Source organism: Amycolatopsis xylanica, from assembly GCF_900107045.1.
In the GTDB taxonomy this organism is placed as follows: Bacteria; Actinomycetota; Actinomycetes; order Mycobacteriales; family Pseudonocardiaceae; genus Amycolatopsis; species Amycolatopsis xylanica.
Genome location: NZ_FNON01000019.1, coordinates 1 through 23,475, shown reverse-complemented (window position 1 = coordinate 23,475; position 23,475 = coordinate 1). Strand labels below are relative to the sequence as shown.

General features: G+C 69.2%; 21 protein-coding genes, 2 rRNA genes and 1 pseudogene. 16 read left to right on the top strand and 8 right to left on the bottom strand.

Annotated elements, in window-relative coordinates; translation table 11 throughout:
* Together BLV57_RS42350 and rrf are read left to right on the top strand one after the other, a co-directional pair.
* Window positions 1-318 (top strand): 23S ribosomal RNA (locus tag BLV57_RS42350); the annotation flags it as partial.
* Window positions 319-404: 86 nt separating this feature from the next.
* Window positions 405-521, top strand: a 5S ribosomal RNA gene (gene rrf / locus BLV57_RS42345).
* Window positions 522-1,355: 834 nt separating this feature from the next.
* On the opposite strand, the gene BLV57_RS42340 is transcribed toward rrf, so the two are convergent.
* On the bottom strand, window positions 1,356-1,796 hold the full coding sequence (locus BLV57_RS42340; protein WP_091300370.1) for an Lrp/AsnC family transcriptional regulator: 441 nt from the start codon (window positions 1,794-1,796) through the stop codon (window positions 1,356-1,358).
* Window positions 1,797-1,908: 112 nt separating this feature from the next.
* On the opposite strand from BLV57_RS42340, the gene BLV57_RS42335 reads away from it, so the two are divergent.
* The 5 genes from BLV57_RS42335 (at window position 1,909) to BLV57_RS42315 (ending at window position 7,898) form a co-directional block, all read left to right on the top strand.
* Window positions 1,909-2,346 (top strand): rhodanese-like domain-containing protein, encoded by a 438-nt coding sequence (locus BLV57_RS42335; RefSeq protein ID WP_091300367.1) that lies wholly within the window; start codon window positions 1,909-1,911, stop codon window positions 2,344-2,346.
* A 19-nt stretch (window positions 2,347-2,365) separates the two neighbouring features.
* Entirely contained in the window at window positions 2,366-3,121 is a 756-nt protein-coding gene (locus BLV57_RS42330) for a type 1 glutamine amidotransferase (RefSeq protein WP_245757761.1), read from the top strand.
* A gap of 92 nt (window positions 3,122-3,213) precedes the next feature.
* The gene (locus BLV57_RS42325; RefSeq protein WP_176969064.1) at window positions 3,214-4,335 is read left to right on the top strand and encodes an inorganic phosphate transporter; all 1,122 of its coding nucleotides are present in this window, start codon (window positions 3,214-3,216) and stop codon (window positions 4,333-4,335) included.
* Between the two features lie 35 nt (window positions 4,336-4,370).
* Window positions 4,371-7,346, top strand: a complete 2,976-nt coding sequence (locus BLV57_RS42320) for a bifunctional [glutamine synthetase] adenylyltransferase/[glutamine synthetase]-adenylyl-L-tyrosine phosphorylase (protein WP_091300362.1) — start codon at window positions 4,371-4,373, stop codon at window positions 7,344-7,346.
* A 117-nt stretch (window positions 7,347-7,463) separates the two neighbouring features.
* The gene (locus tag BLV57_RS42315) at window positions 7,464-7,898 is read left to right on the top strand and encodes an acyl-CoA thioesterase (protein ID WP_091300360.1); all 435 of its coding nucleotides are present in this window, start codon (window positions 7,464-7,466) and stop codon (window positions 7,896-7,898) included.
* On the opposite strand, the gene BLV57_RS42310 is transcribed toward BLV57_RS42315, so the two are convergent.
* A complete protein-coding gene (locus BLV57_RS42310) occupies window positions 7,899-8,210 on the bottom strand; it encodes an EthD family reductase (protein ID WP_091300358.1) in 312 nt (103 codons plus the stop codon). It lies immediately after the preceding gene.
* Between the two features lie 103 nt (window positions 8,211-8,313).
* Window positions 8,314-9,738: a type I glutamate--ammonia ligase gene (glnA, locus tag BLV57_RS42305; protein WP_091300356.1), complete on the bottom strand. Its 1,425-nt coding sequence runs from the start codon at window positions 9,736-9,738 to the stop codon at window positions 8,314-8,316.
* Between the two features lie 173 nt (window positions 9,739-9,911).
* Between glnA and BLV57_RS42300 the strand changes: the two genes are divergently transcribed.
* Window positions 9,912-10,397: an RDD family protein gene (locus BLV57_RS42300; RefSeq protein WP_176969063.1), complete on the top strand. Its 486-nt coding sequence runs from the start codon at window positions 9,912-9,914 to the stop codon at window positions 10,395-10,397.
* Window positions 10,398-10,585: 188 nt separating this feature from the next.
* Here BLV57_RS42300 and BLV57_RS42295 read toward each other — a convergent pair whose 3' ends face one another.
* Entirely contained in the window at window positions 10,586-11,314 is a 729-nt protein-coding gene (locus BLV57_RS42295) for a DUF4191 domain-containing protein (RefSeq protein ID WP_091300353.1), read from the bottom strand.
* 118 nt (window positions 11,315-11,432) lie between these two features.
* On the opposite strand from BLV57_RS42295, the gene BLV57_RS42290 reads away from it, so the two are divergent.
* The 5 genes from BLV57_RS42290 to BLV57_RS42270 all read left to right on the top strand — a co-directional run bounded on the left by BLV57_RS42290 (window position 11,433) and on the right by BLV57_RS42270 (window position 15,857).
* Window positions 11,433-13,529 carry an ATP-dependent DNA helicase UvrD2 gene (locus tag BLV57_RS42290; protein WP_091300351.1) on the top strand — a complete coding sequence of 699 codons (2,097 nt, stop codon included), beginning with the start codon at window positions 11,433-11,435 and terminating at the stop codon, window positions 13,527-13,529.
* Between the two features lie 204 nt (window positions 13,530-13,733).
* A complete protein-coding gene (locus BLV57_RS42285) occupies window positions 13,734-14,006 on the top strand; it encodes a hypothetical protein (RefSeq protein ID WP_091300349.1) in 273 nt (90 codons plus the stop codon).
* A gap of 166 nt (window positions 14,007-14,172) precedes the next feature.
* On the top strand, window positions 14,173-14,553 hold the full coding sequence (locus tag BLV57_RS42280; RefSeq protein ID WP_091300347.1) for a WhiB family transcriptional regulator: 381 nt from the start codon (window positions 14,173-14,175) through the stop codon (window positions 14,551-14,553).
* Window positions 14,550-14,816 (top strand): hypothetical protein, encoded by a 267-nt coding sequence (locus tag BLV57_RS42275; protein ID WP_091300346.1) that lies wholly within the window; start codon window positions 14,550-14,552, stop codon window positions 14,814-14,816. The genes BLV57_RS42280 and BLV57_RS42275 overlap by 4 nt, the downstream gene beginning before the upstream one ends.
* Before the next feature lie 168 nt (window positions 14,817-14,984).
* Window positions 14,985-15,857, top strand: coding sequence for a class I SAM-dependent methyltransferase (locus BLV57_RS42270; RefSeq protein ID WP_091300344.1), 873 nt, complete (start codon window positions 14,985-14,987; stop codon window positions 15,855-15,857).
* Window positions 15,858-16,064: 207 nt separating this feature from the next.
* Here BLV57_RS42270 and BLV57_RS42260 read toward each other — a convergent pair whose 3' ends face one another.
* The 3 genes from BLV57_RS42260 to BLV57_RS42250 form a co-directional block, all read right to left on the bottom strand.
* Complete coding sequence (locus BLV57_RS42260; protein WP_091300340.1) at window positions 16,065-17,024, bottom strand: hypothetical protein; 960 nt, start codon at window positions 17,022-17,024, stop codon at window positions 16,065-16,067.
* A gap of 143 nt (window positions 17,025-17,167) precedes the next feature.
* Window positions 17,168-18,469 (bottom strand): ABC1 kinase family protein, encoded by a 1,302-nt coding sequence (locus tag BLV57_RS42255; protein WP_425426092.1) that lies wholly within the window; start codon window positions 18,467-18,469, stop codon window positions 17,168-17,170.
* Window positions 18,470-18,559: 90 nt separating this feature from the next.
* Window positions 18,560-19,552 carry a ThiF family adenylyltransferase gene (locus BLV57_RS42250; protein WP_091300335.1) on the bottom strand — a complete coding sequence of 331 codons (993 nt, stop codon included), beginning with the start codon at window positions 19,550-19,552 and terminating at the stop codon, window positions 18,560-18,562.
* Window positions 19,553-19,719: 167 nt separating this feature from the next.
* On the opposite strand from BLV57_RS42250, the gene BLV57_RS42245 reads away from it, so the two are divergent.
* Window positions 19,720-20,286: a M48 metallopeptidase family protein gene (locus BLV57_RS42245; RefSeq protein WP_245757760.1), complete on the top strand. Its 567-nt coding sequence runs from the start codon at window positions 19,720-19,722 to the stop codon at window positions 20,284-20,286.
* A 210-nt stretch (window positions 20,287-20,496) separates the two neighbouring features.
* On the opposite strand, the gene BLV57_RS42240 is transcribed toward BLV57_RS42245, so the two are convergent.
* The gene (locus BLV57_RS42240; protein ID WP_091300333.1) at window positions 20,497-21,843 is read right to left on the bottom strand and encodes a zinc-dependent metalloprotease; all 1,347 of its coding nucleotides are present in this window, start codon (window positions 21,841-21,843) and stop codon (window positions 20,497-20,499) included.
* Between the two features lie 101 nt (window positions 21,844-21,944).
* Between BLV57_RS42240 and BLV57_RS42235 the strand changes: the two genes are divergently transcribed.
* Window positions 21,945-23,060: a YlbL family protein gene (locus BLV57_RS42235; RefSeq protein WP_245757759.1), complete on the top strand. Its 1,116-nt coding sequence runs from the start codon at window positions 21,945-21,947 to the stop codon at window positions 23,058-23,060.
* Window positions 23,061-23,185: 125 nt separating this feature from the next.
* A pseudogene (locus BLV57_RS44185) lies at window positions 23,186-23,320 on the top strand (helix-turn-helix domain-containing protein); the annotation flags it as partial.
* Window positions 23,321-23,475 lie beyond the last annotated feature (155 nt).

Below are 23,475 nucleotides of genomic sequence, written 5' to 3'. Positions count from 1 at the left end.
AGAACGTCGTGAGACAGTTCGGTCCCTATCCGCCGCGCGCGTAGGATACTTGAGGAAGGCTGTCCCTAGTACGAGAGGACCGGGACGGACGAACCTCTGGTGTGCCAGTTGTCACGCCAGTGGCATGGCTGGTTGGCCACGTTCGGAAGGGATAACCGCTGAAGGCATCTAAGCGGGAAGCCTGTTCCAAGATGAGGTATCCCACCCCCTTTGAGGGGTTAAGGCCCCCAACAGACCATTGGGTTGATAGGCCAGAAATGGACGCACAGTAATGTGTTATCGAGTTGACTGGTACTAATAGGCCGAGGGCTTGCCCACAAAAATGCTTCGCATCCACTCTACAGCTCTGAAACCCCACACCCGGGCCAGAACATCGGCTCGTGACGTGTGTTGTTTCGTAGTGTTTCGGTGGTTATAGCGCCAGGGAAACGCCCGGTCCCATTCCGAACCCGGAAGCTAAGCCTGGTAGCGCCGATGGTACTGCAACCGAAGGGTTGTGGGAGAGTAGGACGCCGCCGAACTTACCTTGAGAAGAGGCCCGAGGCCTCGGTCGAGAACCAAGTGTTCTCCCGAGCCCCGGGCCTCTTTTTTTCATGCCCAAAACCCGGCCGCACCGGCCCCGCCTGCGGCCCCCGGACGGGCATCATCCGTACACAGACGGACGACACGCGTGCACAGACGGACGACACGCGTACGCGGATGGACGACACGCGTCCCTGGACGGACGACACGACTCCGCACCGCGGCCGGCGCCCATACCCCGGCACGCTTCGGCCGCGCCCGGATGGTCGGCACACGCACCCCGCGAGTTGGAACGCGCACCCCACAAGTCGGCTCACTCACCTAGAGAGCCGGCACACGCACCCGGGGGAACCGGGATACGTACCCGGTGATGGGGATGCGGCCTGGCGAATCCGCCAGACGTACCTGCGCGATCGGCACACGCACTTAGCGAATCGACACGCGTACCCGAGGAGTCGGCGCGACCGGCGGAACCCGCAGCACCCGAGCGCTCCCACCGCACCCGAGCGCGTCGTCCACCTGTGCACGCGTGTCGTCCATCCAGGAACGCGTGTCGTCCGGCTGTGCACGCGTGTCGTCCATCCGTGGACGCCGTGTCCCACACCCGGGCACCTCGTGTCGACCACTCCGGCACCCCGTGTCCCACGCTCGGGCACCCCGTACCGACCACCCGGGCACGAGTCCCCGACTCCCCAGGCACGCGCGCCGACCCGCCAGGTACGCCAAGGCCGAGCCGACGGGCTGGGTGTTTGCGGTTCGCGTACGAGTGTTTGCCGCTCGGGGACGGGAGTTTGCTTCTGGCGTACGCGTGTGGCCGGTGGTGGGGCTCGCGGTCAGGTTCGGGTTACCGGGCGTTGGCGGACCGGCGAGGAGAAGACCAGCGATGTCGTGGTTTCGCCGTAGCGCTGGGCGCGCTCGACGAACGTCTCCAGGTCCGACGTCGTCGCGCAGGCGACGCGGAGCAGCCAGCATTCGTCGCCGGTGATGTGGTCGGCGCTCACCACCTCCTTGAGCGGGAGGATGGTCTCGCGGAAGCGGGGGGTGTCGAGGCTGCGGACTCGGGCTCGGACGATCGCCTCGATGGGGAGGCCTAGTTTGGTGACGTTGACCGAGGCCGCGTAGCCGGTGATGACGCCGCGGTCCTCGAGCCGCCGGACGCGCTCGGTCACGGCTGGGGCGGACAGGGAAACCCTGCGGCCGAGTTCGCTGAAGGTCAGGCGGCCGTCGGACTGGAGGAGTTCGAGGAGCTGCCAGTCGATGTCGTCGAGGTCCACCTTCGAAACTCCTGTCCTCGGCGGCGATCTGCCTGGGAATTCGCGGTTGAAAGCCGTCTAGAGCTGGGGAATGCCATGTCGGACCCACCTTGGCCGGCGGCAGGATTGTGTCATGACCTTCGCATCCAGAGTGCTCGCTCAGCCGGCTCCCAGCCCGGAAGCTTCCGTTGCCCGGTACTCCGCCGAACTCGCCTTCGAGGTTGATCCGGACGATCTGCATCGCGATCTCGTCGCCGGTACGCAAGAAGGTTATGTCGTGGTCGAGACGCGGGCGCCAGAGGCGTTCCAGTCCGTGCGGATACCGGGGGCGATCAACCTGCCTTATCGCGAGATGACCGCTGAGAGCACCGCGGAGCTGGACCGTTCGCTCGTTTACGTGTGCTACTGCGAGAGCTTTCAGTGCAATGCCGCCACCAAGGGGGCGCTCAAGCTCGCCGAGCTCGGGTTCAGCGTCAAACGGCTGGCTGGGGGCATCAAGGCTTGGGTCGAGGCCGGGTACCCGACGGAGTCGACGCCGTTCGCGGTGGCGGGGCCTGTCTGCGGGTGCTGAGGTCCGTATCGTTGACGAGGTGAGTACCCCGAAGTTGCTGATCATCCAGCCGGACCTGTCCGATCCCGCCGGGCCGCTCGGCACCTGGCTGCGTGAGGCGGGCGCCGAGCTCGACGTCCGGCTGCCGCCTCGGCACGAGATTCCGGAAAGCCTTGATGGGTATGACGGTGTCGTCTGCCTTGGTGGCGGTATGGGTGCGCAGGATGACGAGAAGCATCCGTGGCTCGCCCAGGTGCGGCGGTTGCTGGCGGCCGCGGCCGGGGCTTCGATGCCGACGCTGGGGATCTGCCTCGGGGCGCAACTGCTGACCGTGGCCACCGGCGGGCGGGTCGTGAAAGGGGACGCGGGACCTGAAATCGGGCCGGGGCTGGTCGCGAAGAAGGATGTCGCGTGGATGGATCCGCTGTTCGCGGATCTGCCGATGGTGCAGGACGTCGTGCAGTTCCACACCGACGCTATCGAGCAGCTGCCGCCGGGCGCGGAATTGCTCGGCTCCGCACCTCGATATCAGCATCAGGCATTCCGGCTGAATCGGCGCGTATACGGCATTCAGTTCCATATCGAGACCACCCCCGCCGTGCTCAAGGCCTGGGCGGACGCCGAACCTGACTTAGCCGCCTACGCCCGTCCGGGTGTTTTCGAAACCGAGGCGCTCACTCGGTTGCACGAGGACATCGCCGAAACCTGGCGGCCTTTTGCGGAGAGATTCGTCCGCTTGGCGGATGGTGAGCTGGAACCCGCGCAAGACAAAAGCCGGATGTTACCGCTGGCGTAACGACGTCCGTCACAAAACAGTACGGAGTCTTAACGGCTAGTACTCCCGTTCCGGTACCTTGCGGAAGGATTCCCACAGGGTCGGAGGTCGGGGTGGACCCCTCGCTGCTCGTCGCCGTCGTGATCATCACGGCGCTGGTTTTCGATTTCACCAACGGCTTCCACGACACGGCGAACGCGATGGCGACGTCGATCGCGACCGGCGCGCTGCGGCCCAGAGTCGCGGTCGCGCTTTCGGCGGTGCTGAATCTCGCGGGTGCGCTGATCTCGGTCGAGGTCGCGAAGACGATCTCCAGCGGGCTGGTCGACGAGACCAGGATCGGCCCGGCGATCGTGTTCGGCGGGCTGATCGGCGCGATCGTCTGGAACCTGTTCACCTGGTTCGTGGGACTGCCGTCGAGCTCGTCGCACGCGTTGTTCGGTGGCCTGATCGGGGCGACCTGGGCCGCTGTCGGCGGGGACGCCGTCCACTTCGGAAAGATCGTCCAGAAGGTCCTGCTGCCGGCCGCGCTCTCACCGGTGATCGCGGGCTTGGCGGCGATGCTGGTGACCTGGCTCGTCTACAAGTTCGTGCGCGGGCGGCGTGGGGGAAGCGGCTTCCGGATGGGACAGATCATCTCGGCGTCGCTCGTGTCGTTCGCGCACGGGACCAACGACGCGCAGAAGACGATGGGCGTGATCACGCTCGCGCTGATCAGTGCCGGCAGCCTCGCGCCGGGCTCGGCGCCGCCGGGCTGGGTGGTGCTGGCCGCGGCTCTGGCGCTCGCGCTGGGCACCTACCTCGGCGGGTGGCGGATCACCTTCACGCTGGGCAAAGGCTTGACCGACATCGAGGGGCCGCAGGGTTTCGCCGCGCAGACCAGCTCGGCCGCGGTCATCCTGATCTCGTCGAAGCTGGGCTTCCCGCTGTCGACGACGCACGTTTGCTCGGGCGGGATCATCGGGTCCGGGGTCGGCCGCAACGAGGCGCCGGTCCGGTGGAAGACGGCGGGCCGGATGGTGCTGGCTTGGTTGTTCACCTTGCCCGCCGCGGCCATCGTCGGCGCGGTCGCGGGGAAGATCGCGTCGTGGGGCACCGCGGGGACGCTCGCGGTCGGCGGCGCCGGGATCGCGTTCGGGATCTCGATTTACGCGCTTTCGCGTCGTAAGCCGGTCGAGGTCAAGGATTTCATCGTGCCGGACCCCGCCCCTGAGCGCGAGCAGCTCGCCGCCTGACGCGGGAAACGGGCCGTACCGGCTACGGTGGGCCCGTGGCAGATCGTGCGCGACTGACCGCCTCCGCGGCGAGATACGGCTTCACCGACGAGCGTGCCGAAGGGCAGCTCCGTGCTGCCGGCTGGTGGGGTGCGTCCGGGCCGGTCGAAGGCGCCGCCGACGTGCTCGCCGCGCTCGCGCGGGCGGCCGATCCCGATCTCGCGTTGCGCGGGCTCGACCGGATCAGGGAAGCCGACGAGGCAGGCTGGGCCGAACTCGCCGAGGCCCTGCGTGCGCATCGCACCTTCCGCGGCAGGCTCGTCGCGGTGCTGGGAACCTCTAGCGCGCTGGCCGACTACCTCGCGAGTCACCCCGCCGAGTGGAAACGGCTGACGCCCGAGAAGCCGACGCGTCCTGAGGATTACGCGGGCAAGCTGCTGGCCGCGCTCGACGCGGGTGACGGGACCGTGCTCGTGCGCGCCGAAGCCGAGCTGGCTCTGCGCGTCGCGTATCGCGGATTGCTGCTGGAGATCGCGGCCGCCGACCTGGGACACCTGGTCGAGCCGGGGCTCGCGCATCCGCCGTACGCGGAGATCGCCGCCCAGCTCAGTGTCGCCGCCGAGGCCGCGCTGCGCGCCGGGATGGCGGTGGCCGAGCAGGAGGTCCGCCGGGCCGACGAGGCCAGGCTGGCCGTGATCGCGATGGGCAAATGCGGCGGACGCGAGCTCAACTACGTCAGCGATGTCGACGTGATCTTCGTGGGCGATGGTGACCTGCAGGTCGCGACGCGGCTGGCGAGCACGATGATGCGCGTCGCGGGCAACGCGTGCTTCGAGGTCGACGCCGCGCTGCGCCCGGAGGGCAAGGCTGGCGCGCTCGTGCGGACGCTCGACGGGCACGACGCCTACTACAAGAAGTGGGCCAAGACCTGGGAGTTCCAGGCGCTGCTCAAGGCGCGGGCGGTGGCGGGCGACGCCGAGCTGGGGCAGCAGTACGTCGACCTGGTCGCGCCGATGGTGTGGGCGGCGGCCGATCGGGAGAACTTCGTGCCCGAGGTGCAGCAGATGCGGCGCCGGGTCGAAGGTCATGTGCCGACCGAACATGCCGAGCGTGAACTGAAACTGGGCCGTGGCGGCCTGCGCGATGTCGAGTTCGCCGTCCAGCTGCTGCAGCTGGTGCACGGCCGGGTGGACCCGGAGTTGCACTCGCCGTCCACTTTGGACGCGCTGGAAGCGCTGGGCGACGGCGGCTACGTCGGCCGGTCGGATGCTGCGGAACTCGAGGCGTCGTATGAGTTCTTGCGGACGATCGAGCACCGGCTGCAGCTGCGGCGGCTGCGGCGTACGCATTTGTTCCCCGAGAGCTCCGATCGGGCCGAGTTGCGGATTCTCGCGCGGGCGACCGGTATCGCGCCCGCACGTGGCAAGGACGCGGGCGAGGTGCTGCTCGCCGAGTTCCGCAGGCATGTGCAGCGCATCCGCAGGCTGCACGAAAAACTGTTCTACCGCCCGCTTTTGCAGTCCGTCGCGAACGTGCCGACCGAAGAACTGCGCTTGACGACCAAACAGGCCGCGAGCCGGCTGGCCGCGCTCGGGTACACCGCGCCGGATGGCGCGCTCCAGCATATCAAGGCGCTGACCGCCGGCGTTTCGCGGCGCGCGGCGATCCAGCAGGCCTTGCTACCGGTGCTTTTGGCCCTTTTCGCAGACACGGCGGACCCCGACGGCGGTTTGCTCTCGTATCGGAAGGTGTCCGAGGCATTGGAAGAAACGCCTTGGTACCTAAGGGTTCTTCGGGACGAGGGCGCTGTCGTCGAGCGGCTCGCGTTCCTGCTCGGGACGTCGAAGCTGGTGCCGGATCTGCTCGTGCGCGCGCCGGAAGTACTGCAGTCGCTCGGTGATCCGGCGCGGCTGTCCGGCCGGACGCCGCAGGAGGTGGCGACTTCGCTGCGCGCGGCCGTGCGGCGCCAGCCGGGGCTCAATTCGGCGGTCGCGACCGCCCGTTCGCTCAGGCGGCACGAAATGCTGCGTGTCGCGAGCGCGGATCTGCTGGGCATGCTCGAGGTCCCGGCGGTGTGCGACGCGTTGTCGACCGTCTGGGTGTCGGTGCTGCAGAGCACGCTGGCCGCCGCGTATCGCAAGCGCCAGACCGAACTCGGCGCCACGCCCGCGACGATCGCGGTGATCGGGATGGGCAGGCTTGGCGGCGCGGAACTCGGGTACGGATCCGACGCGGACGTGCTTTTCGTTTGTGAGGCCGCCGAGGGCTTCTCTGACTCGGAGGCCGTGCGCTTCGCGTCGTCGGTCGTGGAGACCGTGCGCAAGATGCTCGGTGCGCCGAGCCCCGATCCGCCGCTCGTGGTCGACGCGGATCTGCGCCCGGAGGGGCGGAACGGGCCACTCGTGCGCACTTTGGACTCCTACCGCGCGTATTACGAGCGGTGGGGCGAGGTCTGGGAAGCGCAGGCGCTGCTGCGGGCCCGGTACATCGCGGGCACCGACGACCTGGGCGAGCGGTTCCTCGCCATGATCGACCCGATCCGCTATCCCGAAGGCGGGCTCGACACCGCGAAAGCGCGCGAAGTGCGCCGGATCAAGGTGCGCGTCGAGACCGAGCGGATGCCGAAAGGCGCCGACCCGACCAGGCACACGAAACTCGGCCGCGGCGGGCTCGCGGATGTCGAATGGACCGTCCAGCTGGCGCAGCTTCAGCACGCGCACGCGGTGCCGGAGCTGCGCACGACTTCGACACTCGACGCGTTGTCGGCGATGACCGCCGCCGGGCTCGCCGAGGAGGCGGACACCGAGTCGCTGCGTGAGGCCTGGCTGCTGGCCACCCATGTGCGCAACGCCGGGATGCTCGTGCGCGGCAAGGCCGTCGACCAGGTGCCGAGTTCGGGACGGGAGCTGGCGGCGGTCGCGCGCATACTCGGGTATTCGGCGGATGACGACCCTGGTGAGTTCCTCGACTACTACCGCCGCACGACGCGCCGCGCGCATGCCGTGGTCGACAGGCTCTTCTACGAGAACTGAACGGTCCTCCGACTCCCGAGGGGGGAGGAGGAGCCGGAGGACCGGCTCTAGTGTTAGCACGTTCCGCTTGCCGTGTATACACACGCATACACTTTTCGAACGCTTAGAGTGGGGAACGTGAGCGAGCGCGAAGTCTTCCGGACCAGGGTGAAAGTCCGTCATTACGAGCTGGACACCCTCGGCCACCTGAACCATGCCGTCTACCACTCGTACGGCGAGATCGCCCGGCTCGAGCTGATGGAGCTGGCCGGCGCGCTCAAGGGCGGGATGCGCGAGGCGAAGCTCGCCGCGGTGCTGCTCGAATCGCACATCAGCTTCCGCAAGGAACTGCGCGCGGGCGACGTCGTCGACATCACCTGCGACGCGAAGTTCGGCAGCGGCAAGACCTTCCGCATGGACTCGAACATCCACAAGGTCGACGGCACGCTGTGCGCGGAGATCACCTGCACGCTCGGCCTGATGGACCTCGACCGCCGGAAGCTGGTCGAGGATCCACGAGGCAGGCTCGCCGCCGCCGGTGTCGACGTGGCGCTGCTGTCCACTTCGGAATGATCACTCAGGGCGCGTGGTCACCGGGTAGTTGAGCGCGATGCTGCCGCCGGTCGCGTAGTTCGGCACGTCGGCGATGGCCGCGACGCCTTCGGGAGAGGTGACCGCGGCGACGAAGGTGGCCTTGTCCGGGAAGTCGGCTTCGAAGATGGCGAAGTACGGCGACTCGCCGCGCCCGGCGCTGACCTCGAAGCTGTAGCGCCAGTCCACGATCCCCGGCATCTTCGTGGCCAGCGGGATGTGGGTGTTCAGGTAGTACTCGCGGAAGTGCTCGGGGTCGAGCGGTGCGGGGTACAGGACGACCATCTTGTGCATGCCGCCCACGTTATCGGCTGGAGCGGGTGCGGGGGGAAGACAAAAAACGGGGCCGTGGCCGGGGTGTTCCCCCGGCCACGGCCCCGAGTACCGATGCGCGTTCTTACACGTCGTAGTAGAGCGCGAACTCGTACGGGTGCGGGCGCAGGCGCAGCGGGTCGATCTCGTTCTCACGCTTGTACGAGATCCACGTCTCGATCACGTCGGGGGTGAAGACGCCACCCTCGAGCAGGTAGTCGTGGTCCGCCTCGAGCGTGTCGAGCACCGTGCCGAGGTCGCCGGGAACGAGCTTGACGTTCTTGGCCTCCTCCGGCGGGAGCTCGTAGAGGTCCTTGTCGATGGGGTCCGGCGGCTCGATCTTGTTCTTGATGCCGTCGAGGCCCGCCATCATCATCGCCGAGAACGCGAGGTACGGGTTGCCCGAGGAGTCGGGGCAGCGGAACTCGGCGCGCTTGGCCTTCGGGTTGTTGCCCGTGATGGGGATACGGACACAGGCCGAGCGGTTGCGCTGCGAGTACACCAGGCTGACCGGCGCCTCGAAGCCCGGCACGAGCCGGTGGTACGAGTTGACCGTCGGGTTGGTGAACGCGAGCAGGCTGGGGGCGTGCTTGAGCAGGCCGCCGATGTAGTGGCGCGCGGTGTCCGACAGGCCGGCGTACCCGGACTCGTCGTGGAACAGCGGCACGCCGTCCTTCCACAGCGACTGGTGGCAGTGCATGCCCGAGCCGTTGTCGCCCGCGAGCGGCTTCGGCATGAAGGTCGCGGTCTTGCCCGCGGCGAAGACGGTGTTCTTGACGATGTACTTGAACAGCATCAAGTCGTCCGCGGCGTGCAGCAGCGTGTTGAACTTGTAGTTGATCTCGGTCTGGCCCGCGGTGCCCACCTCGTGGTGCGCGCGCTCGATCTCGAAACCGGAGCCCTGCAGGTTGCGGACGATGTCGTCGCGCAGGTCGGCGAAGTGGTCGACCGGCGGGACGGGGAAGTAGCCGCCCTTGAACTTCGTCTTGTAACCCTGGTTGCCACCGACCTCGTCGGCGCCGGAGTTCCACCAGCCCTCGACGGAGTCGATCTCGTGGAACGAGGCGTGCTCGGCCGAGTCGAAGCGGATCGAGTCGAAGATGTAGAACTCGGCCTCGGGGCCGAAGAAGACGTTGTCCGCGACGCCGTACTCGGAGATGTACTGCTCGGCCTTGCGCGCGATGTTGCGCGGGTCGCGGCTGTACGCCTCACGGGTGAAGGGGTCGTGCACGAAGAAGTTGACCGACAGCGTCTTCGCCTTGCGGAACGGGTCGATCCGGGCGGTCGCGGGGTCGGGCAGCAGCAGCATGTCCGACTCGTGGATCGACTGAAAGCCGCGCACCGAGGAACCGTCGAACGCGAGGCCCTCTTCGGCCGCCTCTTCGGTGAAGGCACTCGCGGGGACCGTGAAGTGCTGCATCACGCCGGGCAGGTCGCAGAACCTGACATCGACGACCTCGACGTTTTCGTCGGCGATGAGGCGCTGAATATCGTCTGGAGTAGTGGGCACCCTCGGTGACTCCTTCTTCTTCGTTGCCGGCGGCAGTACTCTCTTCGGCGCACGCTAAGCGCGTGGTGTTGCCCGACCGTCACCCGTATGTTTCGCCGGTGTTAACGGGTGGGTGGCTACCGGGTAGTCGACCAGCGCGAATGCCCTCCGCGCCACCGGCATACCCTGGATGGGTGGCGAGATGGACCGGTGAGTGGCTGCCAGGATCCGGCGACGGTATCGGAACGGATCCGGAGCGTGAGCAGCGGTGGCGTGGGCAGGGTTTCGGCCTGCCCGAAAATGGGGTCGGTTCGGTCGGGAGCGGCGGCGCGAGACTCGTCGGCTTCCTGCTCGATTTGGCGATCGCGGGGCTCGTGACCTCGCTGTTCATGCCGATCGACCTGCAGAACCCCGCGGCGATGCAGTCGTACAACCTGTGGGCCGGGCTGGTGTGGGCGGTGCTGTCCGCCGTGCCGGTCTCGTTCTTCGGGTTCACGCCGGGCATGGCCGCGGTGGGTGTGCGGGTGGCGCGGCTCGACGGGGCCTCGATGGTCGGTGTCTGGCGCGCGGTGGTGCGTGCGGTGCTGTCTTTCTTGATCATTCCAGCGGCCATTCGGAACATCGATGGGCGCAGTTGGGCCGATCGGGTGACGGGGACCGTCGTCATCCGGATGCGCTGAGACCTGCGCCAGAGGCGTCCCGGCGTACGCGGATGGACGTCATGCGTGCGCAGCCGGACGACACGTGTTCACAGATGGACGACACGTGTTCATGGATGGACGACACGCGGGCCTGGGCGGTCGGCACGCATGACGAAAGCCCCGCTGGAATGTGAGTTCCGGGCGGGGCTTCGTGGGGTCGGCGTGGGTCAGCGGCGGCGGATGGTGCGCTGGACGTTGCGCATCTTGGCGCCGGCGGGCATGGGGCCCTTGGGCATGGCCGCGCCGCGGTTGCCGAGTGCGGCGAGCTTGGCCTCGAGCGCGTCGACCTGGGCGGGCTTGAGGTTGCGGGGCAGCTTCATCAGGTAGTTCTGCAGCTTGCGCAGCGGGACCTGGCCCTCTTCGGAGCCGATGGTGATGTCGTAGATCGGGGTCTCGCCGACCAGGCGGGCCACGCGCTTCTTCTCCTGCGCGAGCAGGGCCTTCACGCGGTGCGGGGCGCCTTCGGCGACGAGGACGACGCCGGGGCCGCCGAGCGCGCGGTGCACCGCGTCGAGCTGGGTGGTGGCGGCGACCGTGGGGGTGACCTTCCAGCGGCCGCGCAGGTTCTCGAGCGCCCACGCGGCGGCGCCCGGCTGGCCGTCGGCCTTCGCGTAGACCGTCTTCTGGACGCGACGGCCGAAGATGATCACCGCCGCGAGCAGGCCGAGCATGATGCCGACCGGGAGCAGCGCCCACTGGATGCCGAAGATCAGGCCGATGCCGAAGGCCGCGCCGGCGATGACCAGGACAGCGCCGAGCATCCAGGGGATGAGCGCCTTGTCTTCCTTGCGCTGCATCTTGAACGCCTCGAAGATCTGCCCGCGCCGAGCCTTGCTCGCCGCGCGCTTCTCCTTCTTGGCCAGCTTGACCGCTTCTTTATCCTGCTTTCCCGCCATCGTTCCAGGATACGGCGTCGGGTCGGCCGTTCACCCGGCACCCGTGCGGGCACCGGGTGGAAAACGGGCGCGGGGTGGCTACCTCGGTGCGAGTGGTCCTTCTGCGAGGATCGGGGGCATGGCTAGCGGCGCGTCTTCTTCCCTGCTGCGCCGTCCGGGTCTGCTGGACGGCCTCGATCCCGAGCAGCGCGCGGCGGCCAGCGCGCCGCGCGGGCCGGTCTGCGTGCTCGCGGGTGCGGGCACCGGCAAGACGCGCACGATCACGCACCGCATCGCCTATCTCGTCGGCTCCGGGCACGTCGCCGCCGGTCAGGTGCTCGCGGTGACGTACACCGCGCGGGCCGCCGGTGAGATGCGGGCGCGGCTGCGCACGCTCGGCGTCGAGTCGGCGCAGGCGCTGACCTTCCACGCCGCCGCGCTGCGCCAGCTGCGGTATTTCTGGCCCCGGGTGGTCGGCGGGCGCCGGTGGGACCTGCTCGACAACAAGTTCCGGTACGTGAGCCAGGCGGCCAACCGCGCCAAGCTCAGCACCGAGACCGAGGTGCTGCGCGACCTCGCCGGCGAGATCGAGTGGGCGAAGGCCAGTCTCGTCACGCCGGACGATTACCCGGCGATCGCCGCGCGCACCCAGCGCGACACCCCGGCGCCGGTGCTGCAGGTCGCGGACGTCTACCGGCACTACGAGGAGATCAAGAACTCCGCGCAGGTGCTCGACTTCGACGACCTGCTGCTGCACACCACGGCCGCGCTCGAGGAGCACGGCGCGGTCGCCGACGAGTTCCGCGACCGGTATCGCTGCTTCATCGTCGACGAGTACCAGGACGTCACGCCGCTGCAGCAGCGGCTGCTCGACGCCTGGCTGGGCGAGCGCGACGACCTGACCGTCGTCGGCGACGCCAACCAGACCATCTACTCCTACAACGGGGCCTCGCCGCGCCCGCTGCTCGAGTTCACGCGCCGCTTCCCATCGGCGACCGTCGTCCGGCTCGAACGGGACTACCGGTCGACGCCGCAGGTCGTCACGCTCGCCAACCAGGTCATCGGCGCGTCACGCGGGCGGCCCGCCGGGTCGCGGCTGAAGCTGATCGGCCAGCGTCCGCCGGGTCCCGAGCCGCGCTTCGCCGAATACGACGACGAGGCGACCGAAGCCGCCGCCGTCGCGAGCCGGATCCGCGATCTGCTCGACGCGGGCGTGTCCGCCAGCGAGATCGCCGTGCTGTACCGGGTGAACGCCCAGTCCGAGGGCTACGAGCAGGCGCTGAGCGCGGTCGACATCCCGTATCTCGTGCGGGGCGGCGAGCGGTTCTTCGCGCGCAAGGAGGTCCGGCAGGCCGTGATCGCGCTGCGGTCGGCCGTCGGCCGGGAGCCGGACGGCGATCTGGTGACCATCGTCCGCGCGGTGCTCGGGCCGATCGGGCTCACCGAGCAGCCGCCCAGCGGCGGCGCGGCGAAGGAACGCTGGGACGCGCTGCTCGCGCTCGTCGAGCTCGCGGAGGAACTCGCGGCCAGCGTCGAGGACGCGGATCTGCCGAGGTACGTCGCCGATCTCGACCAGCGCGCCGCGGCGCAGCACCCGCCGACGGTCGAAGGGGTCACGCTCGCGTCGCTGCACGCGGCCAAGGGGCTCGAGTGGGACGCGGTGTTCCTCGTCGGGCTCGCCGAGGGCACGGTGCCGATCCAGCACGCCGACGGTGACGACGCCGCCATCGAAGAGGAGCGGCGGCTGTTCTATGTGGGCGTCACGCGTGCCCGCGAGCACCTTTCGCTGACTTGGGCGCTTTCGCGCACGCCGGGCGGGCGGCGCAACCGCCGCCGCAGCCGTTTCCTGTACGGGCTGATCCCGGAAGATCACCCGGCGGCGCGGGTCGCGCGCTCCCAGCAGCAGGGCACGGGCAAGCCGGCGCCGTCCAAGGCGCGGTGCCGGGTGTGCGGCGGGCCGCTGATGGAGACGATGGAGATCAAGCTCAGCCGGTGCGCCAAGTGCCCGTCCAATGTGGACGAAGCACTGCTCGAGCGGCTGCGGGCCTGGCGGGCCGAGCGGTCGCGTGATCTCAAGGTGCCCGCGTTCGTCGTGTTCACCGACGCGACACTGGTGGCCATCGCGGAGCAGCGGCCGACCGACGACAGCGCGCTGGTGTCGATCTCCGGCATCGGCGCGTCGAAGCTCGAACGGTTCGGTGCCGAAGTGCTCGAAGTCGTCCGCGCGGCGGGGTAGGATAGGCCGCGTCTCGGGGGACTTTCACGCGGCGAACCCGCTGCTCAGCAGCGATCTTCGTGAGTTCAGAGATTTTCTGGAAAATAAGTTGCCGTCGTGTGCTCGGTGGCAATAACCTGCTGTTACACGGGTGAACCGCCCGGGTGCGAGAGTCGCAGGCCGCCAACGCGGCAGGCGCGGGAGATAGAAGGAGGTGTCAGTGCGATGACGAACACCAAAGCCATCACGAACCCTGGCATCGCTCTGTCCTGCGCCGCTTCCGCTCTGACTGTCGAAGCGACCCAGACCGCCGTGCGCCGGGGTACCGGCATGCGCTGGTTCGAGACCGCTGGACGCGAGGGTGTCTTTGGGGGCACCGGTATCAAGCTCGCGCCCGTCAGCGCTCCGGTTTCGCGCCACACCTATGTCTTGAACACCGTTGATCTGCCGACGATCAAGCAGTTCCGCGTTCCGTCACCACCGGGGCGACGTACCTGACGCAAGTCAGGACAAGGCTCACGAAGGCCGCGGAACCGATCATCGGATCCGCGGCCTTCGTGTTTTTTGTGCTGTACCAGCTATGGGGGCTTTACCTATGACCGGCTCGACCAAGAGTCAGAACACCGTCACTTCGACTGACACCCACTCACAAAGGAGCACAACCATGTCCACTGCCGTTTTCACGCCGGGCGCACTGCCCGACGTCTTCACCGAGGCGGGGGTCGGCGACTTGTTCGACGCCTTCGACTCGCCCGAGTACACCCTCCCCTGCCGTTCCGGCGACGCCGACCTCTGGTTCGCCGAGGCCCCGTCCGAGCTGGAGCGCGCCAAGGGCTTCTGCGGTGACTGCCCGGTCCGCGCGGCTTGCCTCGCGGGTGCGGTCGCCCGGCGTGAGCCGTGGGGCGTCTGGGGTGGCGAGATCTTCGAGCGCGGCGTTGTCGTCGCTCGGAAGCGTCCCCGTGGCCGTCCGCGCAAGACCCCGGTCGTCGCGGGTAGCGACGCGCAGACCGGCACCGCGCAGACCGCACGGAGCGCGGCCGCATGACCGCCATGCCCATTACCACCAGGGATTACGAACTGCGGCGCACGCCCGAAAGCGTCGTGCCGAGCGAATTGAACGAGATCAAGGTCAAGGAGACCAGCGAGATGTTACTGCACGAAGAACTGGCCAAGGCGCGAATACAAGAGCTGGAAGAGAGCTTCCGTGAGGCTCGGATACGCGGGAGTGTCCGATCCGCGCGCGCGGCTCGCCGGTGGAGCAAGCTCGCCCAGTGGGCGAGCGAACGCGCACACCGTCACCAGCACTGAGTGAACACCAGCGCTGAGCGAAAAATCGAGTGACACGGCCAAGGCCCCGGAGGGTGCGAGTCTCTCCGGGGCCTTGGCCGTGTCCATCGAACAGCTCCACCGGACACGGCCTTGCCGTTTCGGCAAAACGAAATGGCGGACCGCGCGGCCTGCGGTTCAATGAATCACATGGCTGCGAAAACACATGACGATGTCGATTGGACGTCCCGGCTCCCACTGATGCGCCGGGCCGACCGGCTGGACGCGGAGACGCACGCCGGGGTGGCGGCCAGGCTGACCGCCGGGCTGCCGCCGTCGCCGACCGTGGTCGACGTCGGCTGCGGGTCCGGCGGGATGAGCGCGAGCTTCGCCGCCGCGCTCGCGGCTGCCGGGGGCGGCACGCTCGTGCTCGTCGACGGCACCGAGGCGCTGCTCGCCGAAGCCGAGTCGGTCTCGACCCGTGCGGGCGGCGGGTCCGTGCAGGTCAAGGCCGTGCACGCCGACCTCGGTGGTCAGGACCTGCGTGCGCTGGTGCCCGAAGCCGACCTGGTCTGGGCGTCCGCGGTCGTGCATCACCTGCCCGATCAGCAGGCCGGGATCAACCGGCTGGTCACCGCGCTGCGCACGGGCGGCACGCTCGCGCTCGCCGAAGGCGGCCTGCCCACCCAGCACCTCCCGGCGGATCTCGGTGTCGGCGAGCCGGGTCTCGAACGGCGGCTGCTCGCGGCCAAGGAGATCTGGTTCTGGGAGATGCGCGGCGGCATGGAAGGCAGCGTCCGCATGCCCTACGGCTGGGAAACCGCGCTCGGCAAGGCGGGCTTGGCCGACGTCAGCTCGTTCGGCGTGCTGTATCACCACCCGGCGCCGGGCGGCGAAGCCGTGCGGGCGGCCGCCATCGACGCGATCACCTGGCTGGCACAGGGCGCGGAGGAACGCCTGAGCGCGTCCGACAATGCCGCGCTCGCACAGTTGCTCGACCCGGAGAGCCCGCATTATCTCGGCGCCCGCGACGACCTTTCCCTGCTCGCCGCGCGGACCGTCCACTTTGGCCGCATGCCGTGAGCGACGCCGACGTGGTCACGTGTTCCCGGTGCGGGGCAAGGAAAACCGCCACCGAGGATCCACTGCGGGCATTGGCCTGGGTCGCCGATCGCGACTCCGGGGCGCTCCGCTGGCTCTGCCCTGACTGCGCACGTGACCACGTCCGCGATATCGAAGGAAAGCTCCCTTCCGAGTATTGGTGAACCGGATATTGACGAATGGCGTCCTTCAGGCCGCGTCGTCCGCGCGCAGGCGCCGGAGCCCCTGCACTTTCGGGCGGTCACGTGCCACCGCGACGCCGTACGCGCGGACCAGTTCCTTGACGATCGTCTCCGGGGTCTCGGCCACCTGCTCGTAGGTGGACCGGACCACCGTGACGCCCGCCGCGAGCAGGTTCAGGTACGCGAGATGGCCGTCCGGCCGGACGCCCGGCGCGCCGGGCGTCATCATCCACGCGAGCCCGATCTGGTCCCACCAGGCGTCGGCGAGCGCGATCGGCTTGCCGCGCGCGTCGCAGACCGTGACGTCCCAGCTCGCCGACGGCAGCGGGGACGCGCGAAGCAGGCGCCTGGCCAGGCCGCTGAGGTAGGTGCCCGCGGCGAGGTCGAGATTCCGCAGCGCCATCCTGATGCCGGAGGTGCTGCGCTGGTTACCCGTTTCGAGCTCGGCCCGCAGCTCGTCCACCGTGCACAGTCCCCAGTAGAGACACTGGCTGACCAGCCGGTTGATCGGCTCCTGCTCGTATTCGCGGCGCGTGGCGTCGACGATCGCCCTGGTGATCGGCGCGTACGGCAGCCCTTCGAAGTGGACGGGCTCCGGCAGGTGGGTGGTGCGCTGGATGATCGTCAGCTCGTCGGGCAGCACCCGCCTGTTCGGCTTCACGAGCAGCTGGGTGCTGAGCGGCTGGGCCAGGTCGGCGCCGTGCGCGCGGAGCGCGTCGACGCCGGTGATGACGCAGTCCGGGCCGAACCTCGCCAGCAGCGCCCGTAGCCGCTGTCTTCGGGTCGGTTCGCCGTTGCCGAGCAGCACTACGCCGGGCAGCAGGCGTCGCCATGGCCCGCCTGGCCTGCACCGCACCGTGATGCGGCTCGTCGAGACGCCGGCGGCCTGGAGCTGCTTGACGGTGACCACGCCTTCGGTCGCGAGGTGGCCGAGTGATTCGCTTCTGGTGTGCTTGAGTTGGTTCATGATCCGAGCGTGCCCGCTCGGCCATCCGAGTGGAACCGGGTCGGCGAAGATGTGGACAACTCGGGCCCGCGAAGGGACTTTTCGGGTCGTCCGGCGCCCCGCTGTGGATAACTGAAATCACGCGGCGGCGTTGTGTGGTAACGCTAGGCCGCGAACCCCGGCTGCCAGCGCTCGACGATCGCGCGGGCGGGGATCTCGGCGTCGAGCTGGCAGAGGATGCCCGTCGAGCCCGCGGTCACCCGGTGGATCATCAGGTACTCGGGCGGCAGGTTGAGCGAGCGGCTGGTCTGGAAGTCGCGGCCACGGGTGTCGCCGACGCGGCCAGCCTGCTTCTGCAGCCAGCGGCGGGTGAAGTGGAACGTCTCCGACGCCAGCGGCTCGGTGAACGGCGCCAGGTAGGCGAGCACGTCCTCCGCGCTCAGCTCGGTGCCCGGCCGGACGAAACCCCACTCACGCAGCAGCTGCATCAGCTCGGCCGAGCGGCCTTCGAGCGCCAGGCGGGTCATCTCGCCGAAGTGGCTGGGGATGCCGTGCGGCAGGCGCGCGACGCCGCCGAAGTCCAGCACGCACAGCCGCCCGTCCTCGGTCAGCATGAAGTTGCCGGGATGCGGGTCGGAATGCAGCAGATGAGCGCGCTGCGGCGACGAGTAGTGGAACTCGGTGAGCAGCCTGCCGACCTCGTTGCGGGTCTTGGTGTCACCGCTGGCGATGATCTTGGCGAGCGGGATGCCGGTGACCCATTCGCTGATCACGACCTTCGGCGCGCTGGCCACGACCCGCGGGATCAGCACCTCGGGGTCGCCGGCGTAGGACTTCGCGAACGCGCGCTGGTTGTCCGCCTCGGCCAGATAGTCGAGCTCCTCGTTCATCCGCGCGGCGAGCTCGGCCAGCAGCGGCTTGACCTCGGTGCCCGGCACGAACGCCTGGAAGAGCCTGCTGAACCGCTGCAGCTGGCGCAGGTCGCTGCGCAACGCCTCGTCGGCGCCGGGGTACTGGACCTTGACCGCGACCTCGCGGCCGTCGTGCCAGACCCCGCGATGCACCTGGCCGATGCTGGCCGCGGCGGCGGGCACGTCATCGAACTCGGCGAACCGGCTCGTCCACGACCGGCCGAGCTGCTCGGCGAGCACCCGGTGCGTCTGCCGCGCCGGCATCGGCGGCGCGCCGGACTGCAGCTTCGTCAGCGCCTCGCGATAGGGCGCGGCCATCTCGTCGGGGACCGCCGCCTCGAACACGCTCAGCGCCTGGCCGAACTTCATCGCGCCGCCCTTGAGCGAGCCGAGCACCTCGAACAGCTGCTCGGCGGCCTTGGCGGACAGCGTCGCGCTGACCTCCTCCGCGCTCTGGCCGGTCAGCCGCCGTCCCCAGCCGCCGACCGCCCGGCCCGCGATCCCGAGCGGGATGCTGGCCAGCTTCGCCGTGCGTGCGGCGCCTTTGCGCGGCATCACGGTGTCTTCGGTCGACTCGCGAGATTCGGTCACTCCCCGATTCTGCCTTGCGTCCCGCGTCCCGCGCAGTGATTCGCCGCCGGACTCTCAGCGAGCGCGGCACTGGCATTTCGCGTGAGGCGGCCACCAGCGGTTCTTCACGGTCCCGGCGAAGGCGTCCAGCTCGAGTGTGGTGTTCCACACCGGTGGCGGCTCGCGGTCGGCGCAGAGCGCGCGCAACGTCTGCGCGACCGCCAGCGACGCGCAGGACTGCACGTCGGCCAGGCACGCCTGTTGCGCGCGGCCCGCCAGCTGCCCGGCGATCCTCGGCCAGCTCTGGTCGCGCTCGGTCCGGTGCAGGTCGGCGCAGGTGAGGCAGCTGGTGCGGCCGGGCACGACCAGCGGCCCGACGATGCCGATGCCGTCCCTGATCCGCACCGGCAGATGCGCGGTCTTCGCCGCCATCAGCTCGGCGAGGACCTCCGGCGCGGGCACCACGGCGTCGGTGAGCAGCACGAGGTCGGGTTTGCGGTCGCCGAACAGGCGGGTGGTGAGGATCGTCGGGTCGACCCGGTGCACGGCGTCCGCGATCGCCTGGCGCCGCGCGGTGCCCAGGTCGGGCTCGGCGAGCCCGGAGCCGAGGTCGGCGGCACCGACCGTGCCGTCGGCGATCACGTCGATGTGCCCGATGCCCGCGGTCGCGAGCAGCGCCGCGACGGCCGTCGCCAGCCTGCCTTCGCCGCGGACGGCCACCGCGCACTGCCGCCTGCGTGCGCGTTCCCGGTCGTCGCGGTGACCCGCGCGCAACGCCCACAGGCCGGTCTCGCCGCCGCGGTTCTTCGGGTCGGCTTCGCGGAGCAGGCCGCGCCGGTGCAGTGCGGCGAGCAGCGCTTTGAACTCCTCGGTGTGCTCGCCGGCGATCTCGAGCAGGTTCCGCAGGGTGCGGCGGCCGTCGAGCGCGCGCAGCGCCTCGATGACCGTGGGCCCGAGCCCGCCCGCGACCACGGCGAACCGCGGGTCGAGGCCGATCTGGACTTCCGCCGTGCCGCGTTCGAGTACCTGCAGCCCGGGCAGCAGCTGAGGGTGTGACTGATCATCCATGGCACTCAGGGTGACAAACGGTGGCTGTCGGTCGGCCTGAAACGGGCTCAGTTATCCACAGGGAAACTCGCCTGTGGATAACTGAGGGCTGTGACCATTCAGGGATCGGAAGTGTCGGTGACTGGCCTTACCGTTGTTGCGTGGCCGAAGCACGGATGCCCTCCCTGATGAATCGGGACGATGCGAACGAAGAGAAGGTCGAGGTGAGACGCAGTCCGCGACGCAGACGCACGGTCAGCGCCCGCCTCGAAGGCGACACACTGGTCGTGATGATCCCCGCGCGGATGAGCAAGAAGGAAGAGCGGCACTGGGTCGCCGAGATGGAGCGCAAGCTCAGGCGCACCTCCAGCGAGCCGGTGCTCGCGCCCCCGCCGCCGCGGGTGCGCGGCGGCGCCGACGAGGCGCTGATGCTCCGGTGCGCCTACCTGTCGTCGAAGTACCTCGACGGGACGGCGAACCCGGTGAGCGTGCGCTGGGTGCCGGAGATGCGCACCCGGTGGGCGTCCTGCACGCCGGTGGACGCGACCATCCGCGTCAGCGACCGGCTGCGGAAGGTGCCGCCGTGGGTGCTGGACTACGTGCTGGTGCACGAGCTGGCCCATCTGCGGGTGGCCAGTCACAGCCAGCAGTTCTGGGCGCTGGTCCGGCGGTACTCGAAGACGGAACGGGCGATCGGATACCTCGAGGGGTTGTCCGCGGCGGCGGGATGGGGGATCGAGATCGAGACGCCGTGACGGCTCACGTTCTCGCGAGCCGGGGGTTTCAGTGGGGTGCGCGAATTCTTGGGTTCGCGCTGGAATGCGGCGAAGTCCTTGGGGGACAACGATTTTGGGTGGGTCGTGAGTGGTTTGGCCGGTTAGAACCGGCCGTGCCACTCACGACCCCCGCTGGGACATGAAAACGGGGCCCGGGCGGTGATCGCCTGGGCCCCGCTCGCGTCAGGGCTACTCGGACTCGTCGGGTTTCGGGTCCTCGGGCTTTTCGGCCTCGCCCTTGGCGGCGTCTTCGGCGCGCTGGGTCTTTTCCAGCTCGGCGATGGGGTCGAGATCCGCGTTGTCGCCGGTCTTGCCGAGCTGCTCGGCGAACTCCATCGGGTCGTCGAGATCTTCGGCGGTCGGCATGAGGTCGCGGTGCGACCAGAGACCGTCACGCTTCTCGATGCCGTACTGGTCGCCGACCAGCTTCCACAGCGCCGCAGCCGCGCGCATGCGGCGGGGGCGCAGTTCGAGGCCGACGAGGGTGGCGAAGGTCTGCTCGGCCGGTCCGCCGGTGGCGCGGCGGCGGCGCAGGGTCTCGCGCAGCGCGTCCGCTCCGGGGAGACGGTCGCCGACGGCCTCGGCCACGACGACGTCCACCCAGCCCTCGACCAGCGCGAGCAGGGTTTCGAGCCGGGTCAGCGCGGCCTGCTGCTCGGGGGTGGTCTTCGGCTCGAGCATGCCGGAGGACATGGCCTCTTCGATGCTCGCCGGGTTGGCCGGGTCGATCTGGCCGACCATCTGCTCCAGCGCCGAGGTGTCGACCGAGATGCCGTTGGCGAACTCCTCGACCGTCGCGAGCAGCCGCTGGCGCAGCCAGGGCACGTGCGCGAACAGGCGCTGGTGCGCGGCTTCGCGAGCCGCGAGGAACACGAGGACCTCGCTGCTGGGCAGCTCCAGTCCCTCGGTGAACTTCTCGATGTTCGCCGGGAGCAGGGCCGACGTCGCGTCCGGGCCGAGCGGGAGGCCGACCTCCGACGAGGTGAGCACCTCCTGGGCGAGCGCGGCCAGCGCGCCGCCGAGCTGGGAGCCGAACGCCATGCCGCCCATCGACCCCATCATCGACAGCAGCGGGCCCGCGGCCTGCTTGGCCTCTTCGGGCAGCGCCTGCACCCACGCGCCGGAAACCTGGCGGGCCACCGGGTCGCAGAGCCGCTGCCAAGTCGGCAGCGTCTTCTCGACCCAGTCGCGCGCGGACCAGGCGACCGTCTTGGTGGCGCCCGCGGGCAGGATCGTCGCGGCGTCGAGCCAGAGCTCGGCCAGGTGGGCGGCGTCACGCACGGCGGTGCTCGAATCGCCGCCAGCGGAGGAGAAGCCGATCTTGCCCTCACCGCTGCCGCTGAGGTTCTGCAGCGCGATCTGCTTGGCCAGGTCGTAGTTCACCGGCCCGGTCGAAGTGCCCGCCTGGCTGAGCATCTGGCCCAGCTGGCTGAGCATCTGACCGAGCTGATTGAACGCGTCAGCGGGCGGCTGCCCAGGGTCAGACGGATCGTTTTCGGGATCGGACGGTCCGAAGCCGAAGGGGGGTTTGCTCATGACACCACCGTACGCGGGTAGACCACTGATTGAGGGCTCCGACCGGCGAGGAGGCGTGCCCTTCACCGCGAAGCGAACACCGTCACCGTACGCTGTCGGGCGTGAGCACGCCCCGCGATGAAACCGCTGTCGAGTCGCACCAGCCGCAGGCCGCCCAGGCAGGCCCGCCGCGGCCGGAGCGGGACCACCGGCTGAGCAGGCGCGGCTGGACGCTGGTGATCAGCGCCGTGCTGTTCCTGGTGTTCGCCGCGCTGGGGTTCTTCGCGCCGGTGCCGTTCGTGGCGATCAGCCCCGGCCCGACCTACGACACGCTCGGCAAGGACGAGTCCGGCAAGCCCGTCGTCCAGATCAACGGGCACCAGGAGTTCCAGACGACCGGTGAGCTCCGGATGACCACGGTCTCGCTGCGCGACGGCGTCACGCTGTTCAGCGCGCTGGGCCTGTGGGCGAGCGGCCGGTACGCGCTGGCGCCGCGTGAGGAGTACTTCAAGCCCGGCGAGACCAACGACCAGGTCAAGCAGGAGAACGTCAAGCAGTTCGAGGACTCTCAGAGCAACGCCGAGGTCGCCGCGCTCCGGCACCTCAAGTACCCGGTGAAGGTGCTGACCAAGGAGGTCGTCGCGGGCAGCCCCGCCGACAAGGTGCTCGCGCCCGGCGACCGGCTGGTGAACGTGAACGGCAAGGACATCGTCGCCGAGGAGGACGTCCGCGCGGCGCTCGCCGGCACCAAGCCCGGGCAGACCATCCCGATCACCTTCCAGCACGGCAACGAGCCCGCGAAGACCACCTCGCTGACGCTCGGGCAGCGCCCGGACCGTCCGGAGGGGTTCATCGGGCTGACCCCGATCGACCGCGCGGACGTGCCGTTCGACGTGAAGATCTCGCTGGAGAACGTGGGCGGGCCGTCGGCGGGGCTGATGTTCGCGCTGGCGATCGTCGACCGGATGGAGACCGGGGACATCGCGGGCGGGCGGCACATCGCGGGCACCGGCGAGATCACCGAAAAGGGCGTGGTCGGGCCGATCGGCGGGATCTCGTTCAAGCTGGTCGGCGCGCGCGAGGCGGGCGCGACCGACTTCCTGGTGCCCGAGCGCAACTGCGCCGAGGCGAAGTCGGCGGTCCCGGATGGACTCAACCTGATCAAGGTGTCCACCCTGGACAGTGCGCTGAGCGCGCTCGCCGACCTGCGCGAAGGCCGCCCCACCCCCAAGTGCTGAGCTTTGGGGCCCTTGAAAGCGGGGTCGTTGAAAGCCCGAAAGCCACTTTCGTCAGATGTGATCTGACGAAAGTGGCTTGGTCTCAATCGGTTGTTGCAAGTAGTGGTGGCTGATAGGAGATCGTCATGCCAGGACCCCGGTTGACGTGCGAGGAACGGGAAAAGATCCAGAACGGTCTGGATCAGGGACTTACCCAGGATGTGATTGCGAGAGTCCTGGGTAGGTCACCCTCGACGATTTCACGGGAAGTGCGCCGAGGTGGTGGGCCGCGGTGCTCCAGGCCCGGCGCCACGATCACTGGCCGGCCTCGCCGCTACCGGGCCGACCGAGCCCAGCGTCTGGCCCTCGAACGCGGCCGGCGCCCGAAAGCCCACCGGCTGGCCGGTGAGCTGGCGGCGGTGGTGACCGGTCTGCT

Coding starts and splice junctions, on each gene's coding strand:
- BLV57_RS42335 (WP_091300367.1), top strand. CDS start 1,909: ATGACCTTCGCATCCAGAGTGCTCGCTCAGCCGGCTCCCAGCCCGGAA.
- BLV57_RS42310 (WP_091300358.1), bottom strand. CDS start 8,210: ATGCACAAGATGGTCGTCCTGTACCCCGCACCGCTCGACCCCGAGCAC.
- BLV57_RS42295 (WP_091300353.1), bottom strand. CDS start 11,314: ATGGCGGGAAAGCAGGATAAAGAAGCGGTCAAGCTGGCCAAGAAGGAG.
- BLV57_RS42290 (WP_091300351.1), top strand. CDS start 11,433: ATGGCTAGCGGCGCGTCTTCTTCCCTGCTGCGCCGTCCGGGTCTGCTG.
- BLV57_RS42285 (WP_091300349.1), top strand. CDS start 13,734: ATGACGAACACCAAAGCCATCACGAACCCTGGCATCGCTCTGTCCTGC.
- BLV57_RS42280 (WP_091300347.1), top strand. CDS start 14,173: ATGTCCACTGCCGTTTTCACGCCGGGCGCACTGCCCGACGTCTTCACC.
- BLV57_RS42275 (WP_091300346.1), top strand. CDS start 14,550: ATGACCGCCATGCCCATTACCACCAGGGATTACGAACTGCGGCGCACG.
- BLV57_RS42270 (WP_091300344.1), top strand. CDS start 14,985: ATGGCTGCGAAAACACATGACGATGTCGATTGGACGTCCCGGCTCCCA.
- BLV57_RS42260 (WP_091300340.1), bottom strand. CDS start 17,024: ATGAACCAACTCAAGCACACCAGAAGCGAATCACTCGGCCACCTCGCG.
- BLV57_RS42255 (WP_425426092.1), bottom strand. CDS start 18,469: ATGCCGCGCAAAGGCGCCGCACGCACGGCGAAGCTGGCCAGCATCCCG.
- BLV57_RS42250 (WP_091300335.1), bottom strand. CDS start 19,552: ATGGATGATCAGTCACACCCTCAGCTGCTGCCCGGGCTGCAGGTACTC.
- BLV57_RS42245 (WP_245757760.1), top strand. CDS start 19,720: ATGAATCGGGACGATGCGAACGAAGAGAAGGTCGAGGTGAGACGCAGT.
- BLV57_RS42240 (WP_091300333.1), bottom strand. CDS start 21,843: ATGAGCAAACCCCCCTTCGGCTTCGGACCGTCCGATCCCGAAAACGAT.